This is a genomic window from Streptomyces sp. XM83C (assembly GCF_023072675.1).
GTDB classification, from domain to species: Bacteria; Actinomycetota; Actinomycetes; order Streptomycetales; family Streptomycetaceae; genus Streptomyces; species Streptomyces thermocoprophilus.
Map to the genome: position 1 here is coordinate 1 of NZ_JALLGL010000443.1, position 3,693 is coordinate 3,693.

2 protein-coding genes and 2 pseudogenes are annotated in these 3,693 nt (G+C 75.2%); 3 read left to right on the plus strand and 1 reads right to left on the minus strand.

The annotated features are described in order from the left end of the window. Positions 1 to 78 (minus strand): annotated as a pseudogene (locus tag MTQ10_RS28840) (IS5/IS1182 family transposase); the annotation flags it as partial. Positions 79 to 135: 57 nt separating this feature from the next. Between MTQ10_RS28840 and MTQ10_RS28845 the strand changes: the two are divergent. The 3 genes and pseudogenes from MTQ10_RS28845 to MTQ10_RS28855 form a co-directional block, all read left to right on the plus strand. Further along, complete coding sequence (locus tag MTQ10_RS28845) at positions 136 to 996, plus strand: biotin--[acetyl-CoA-carboxylase] ligase (RefSeq protein ID WP_247473303.1); 861 nt, start codon at positions 136 to 138, stop codon at positions 994 to 996. A 550-nt stretch (positions 997 to 1,546) separates the two neighbouring features. Next, a complete protein-coding gene (locus MTQ10_RS28850; RefSeq protein ID WP_247473304.1) occupies positions 1,547 to 2,650 on the plus strand; it encodes an adenylate/guanylate cyclase domain-containing protein in 1,104 nt (367 codons plus the stop codon). A gap of 660 nt (positions 2,651 to 3,310) precedes the next feature. Then, positions 3,311 to 3,693, plus strand: a pseudogene (locus tag MTQ10_RS28855) (hypothetical protein); the annotation flags it as partial.

Sequence of the window (3,693 nt, forward strand, 5' to 3'; positions counted from 1 at the left end):
CTTGTTGAACTGCCGCGGGCTCAGCCCGGTGAACGGACCTATCCAGGAGGGCTCCGACGCCGTGATCACACCAGCCACAGCAAAATCATCTCACCTCTGACCAGCAGTTACGGGACAACCTCTAGGGTGGCTTGCATGACGCCGCGAGATGCATCAGGAGACAGCCGCTGGTCCGACCTCGACCGGCCGCCCCTCAACGCCGCCGCGCTGCGCCGCGGACTGGTCCGCGAGGGCGGCCTGTGGTCGGAGCTGGAGGTGGTGCGGAACACCGGCTCCACCAACACTGACCTCGTCGCCCGCGCCGCCGCCGGCAAGGCCGCCGAAGGTGCCGTGCTCGTCGCGGAGGAGCAGTCCGCCGGGCGTGGCCGCCTGGACCGCCGGTGGACGGCACCGCCCCGCTCGGGCCTGTTCTTCTCCGTGCTGCTGCGTCCCGTCGAGGTCCCCGTGGACCGCTGGGGCTGGCTGCCGCTGCTCACCGGCGTCGCCGTGGCGACCGGGCTGTCCCGCGCCGCCGGCGTGGACACGTCGCTGAAGTGGCCCAACGACCTCCTCGTCACCGTCGGCGGCGAGGAACGCAAGGCCGGCGGCATCCTCGCCGAACGCGCCGGGGACGACGGCGTCGTCATCGGCGTCGGCGTCAACGTCACCCTCCGCGCCGACGAACTCCCCGTACCGCAGGCGGGTTCTCTCGCCCTCGCCGGCGCGGCCGGCACCGACCGTGACCCGCTGCTGCGGGCCGTGCTGCGCTCGCTGGAGGACTGGTACGGCCGCTGGCGTGCGGCAGGCGGCGACCCGGCCGCGTGCGGCCTCCAGGAGACGTACGCCGCCGGATGCGCCACGCTGGGACGGACGGTACGGGCGGAACTGCCCGGCGACCGGTCGATCACCGGGGAGGCGGTGGCCCTGGACGGCGACGGACGCCTCGTGATCGCGACAGAGGAGGGCGTGCAGGAACCGGTCGGCGCCGGAGACATCGTGCACCTGCGGCCGGCGTGAGAGCGCGACGCGTGCGTGCTTGAGGCCGACCGGACCGGCTTGTGAGGCGGGTGTGGGGTCTCGCGGTGCCGGGTCCGGTGGGTGGCGGGCCTTGCGGTGCCGGGTCCGGTGGGTGGCGGGCCTTGCGAGCCGCGATCCGGTGGTTGGTGGGCTGTGCGGGGCGTCGTCCGGTGGGTGGCGGGTCTTGCCAGCCGCGATCCGGTGGGTGGTGGGCCTTGTGAGCCGCGATCCGGTGGTTGGTGGGCTGTGCGGGTCGTCGTCCGGTGGGTGGCGGGCTCTGCGGTCGTCGTCCGGTGGGTGGCGGGCTTCGCGCGGTGGCCTTCCGGTTCCTTCCGGTTCGGTACGGGCGGTGCCCGTGGGGCGCGCGCCGGGCTTGCCACCGTACGGCGGGGCGCGAGAGGACGTGTGCGCCCCACGCCCGGCGCATGCGCCGGACACCCACCAGGTGACGCCCTGTCCGGCCGCACCTGACGGAGTGAGCTGGCGCACACCTGCCGTACAGTTGAGGCCGGTCGATACCTGACCGCGATAGATCGGAAGGGCAGCAGGCGTGACCGTCGACGACAAGGGGGACCCAGACCCCCACGCCGAGGACTCCGGCGAGGATCCGCTCGCCCTGCGCCTGGAGCAGCTCATCCTCGGCGCCGAGCGGCGCTACACGCCCTTCCAGGCGGCCCGCAGCGCGGGCGTCTCCATGGAACTGGCGTCCCGTTTCTGGCGGGCCATGGGCTTCGCCGACATCGGGCAGGCACGGGCGCTCACCGAGGCCGACGTCCTCGCGCTGCGGCGGCTCGCCGGTCTGGTCGAGGCGGGACTGCTCAGCGAGGCGATGGCGGTGCAGGTGGCACGGTCCACCGGGCAGACCACCGCCCGTCTGGCGGAATGGCAGATCGACTCCTTCCTGGAGGGCCTGACCGAGCCGCCGGAACCGGGCATGACCCGCACCGAGGTGACGTATCCCATCGTCGAACTGCTCCTGCCCGAGCTGGAGGAGTTCCTCGTCTACGTCTGGCGCCGCCAGCTCGCCGCCTCCGCCGGCCGGGTCGTGCAGGCCGCCGACGACGAGGAGATGGTCGACCGGCGTCTCGCCGTCGGCTTCGCCGACCTGGTCGGCTTCACCCGGCTGACGCGCCGCATGGAGGAAGAGGAACTCGGCGAGCTGGTCGAGGCCTTCGAGACGACCGCCGCCGACCTGGTCGCCGCGCGCGGCGGCCGGCTCATCAAGACCCTCGGCGACGAGGTGCTGTACGCGGCGGACGACGCCGGTACGGCCGCGGAGATCGCGACGAAGCTCATCGAGACGATGGCGCACGACGAGACCATGCCGGAGCTGCGGGTCGGGATGGCGTTCGGCACGGTGACGACCCGGATGGGCGATGTGTTCGGTACGACCGTCAACCTGGCGTCCCGGCTGACGTCCATAGCGCCCAAGGACGCCGTGCTCGTCGACAGCGCCTTCGCCGAGGAGCTGATCCGCACCGGTGACGCCCCCGCCTCGGAGGCGCAGGCGGCCGAGGAGGCGGCGGCGGCCGAGAAGGAGGGCGAGGAGCCGCCCACGTACCGCTTCGTGCTCCAGCCGACCTGGCAGCGGCCCGTCCGTGGCCTGGGCGTGGTCGAGCCGTGGCTGCTCAGCCGCCGGGAGGGCGTCGACTGACGCCCCCGGTGGGGCCCTCGGCGGGCCCCGACCCGGTGGGGCCCTCGGCGGGCCCCGAGAGGCCCCTCAGCCCAGTCCCAGGTCCAGGTCCACGCACAGGCCGAGGATCGGCACGCACAGGCCGGGCGGGCCGGGCTCGTCCGGCTGCGACGGCGGCTGCGCCGGGGTCGGTGTCGGCGACGGCTGGGGCTTCTCGGGCGGCTGCGGCGGCCGGGCTGCTGCGACGCGACGGACGCGCCGATCCCTTGGTCGGAGTCGCTGTCGCCGTCGTCGCCGGTGGCGGACGGGCCGGTCGAGGCGGGCGTCGCCGTGGGGGTGCCGGACGCGGCCGGTGGGCCGGTGATGCCCATGACGTCGGTCGCGGAGGGGCTGACCTTCGGTCCGGGCGCCTCCGGCGTCGCCGTGGACCTTCCTCGGCCGTGCTCCTGGCCCGGCACATGCCGTGGCTCGGCCTCCGCCGTCCCCAGACCGGGCACACTGGTCTCCGGCGCCAGCCGTACGAGGCTGAGCGCACCGGCCGCCAGGACGAGCCCGCCGGCGACGACCAGGCCCCGACGCCGCCGCCGACGCCGGTGCCGGCCACGCGGGCGGTCCTCGGGGAGGACGGCGAGGGCCGTGCCGGGGGTGTCCGTGCGGGGGGTGTGCGGCCCGGGGGTGTCCGTGGCGTCCGGGTTTTCCGGCTCGGCCTCGATGCCGGCGCTGTCCGCGCTCTCGACGCAGTCCACGCTCTCGGCGCTCTCCACCCCCGCCACGCCCGCAGCGGTCTTCGCGTCCCCGACGCTGTCCGCGCTGGCGGCGCTCTCCGCATCCGCGAGGCCGCTCACCCCCTCGGCGCCGTCCGCGCGCTCCCGGCCGTCGGCACCCTCGGCGCCGTCCGCACGCCCCGAGCCGTCCGCGCTCCCGGCGCTCTCCGCATCCGCGAGGCCGTCCGCGCTCTCCGCGCTCTCCGCATCCGCGAGGCCGCTCACCCCCTCGGCGCCGTCCGCGCGCTCCCGGCCGTCGGCACCCTCGGCGCCGTCCGCACGCCCCGAGCCGTCCGCGCC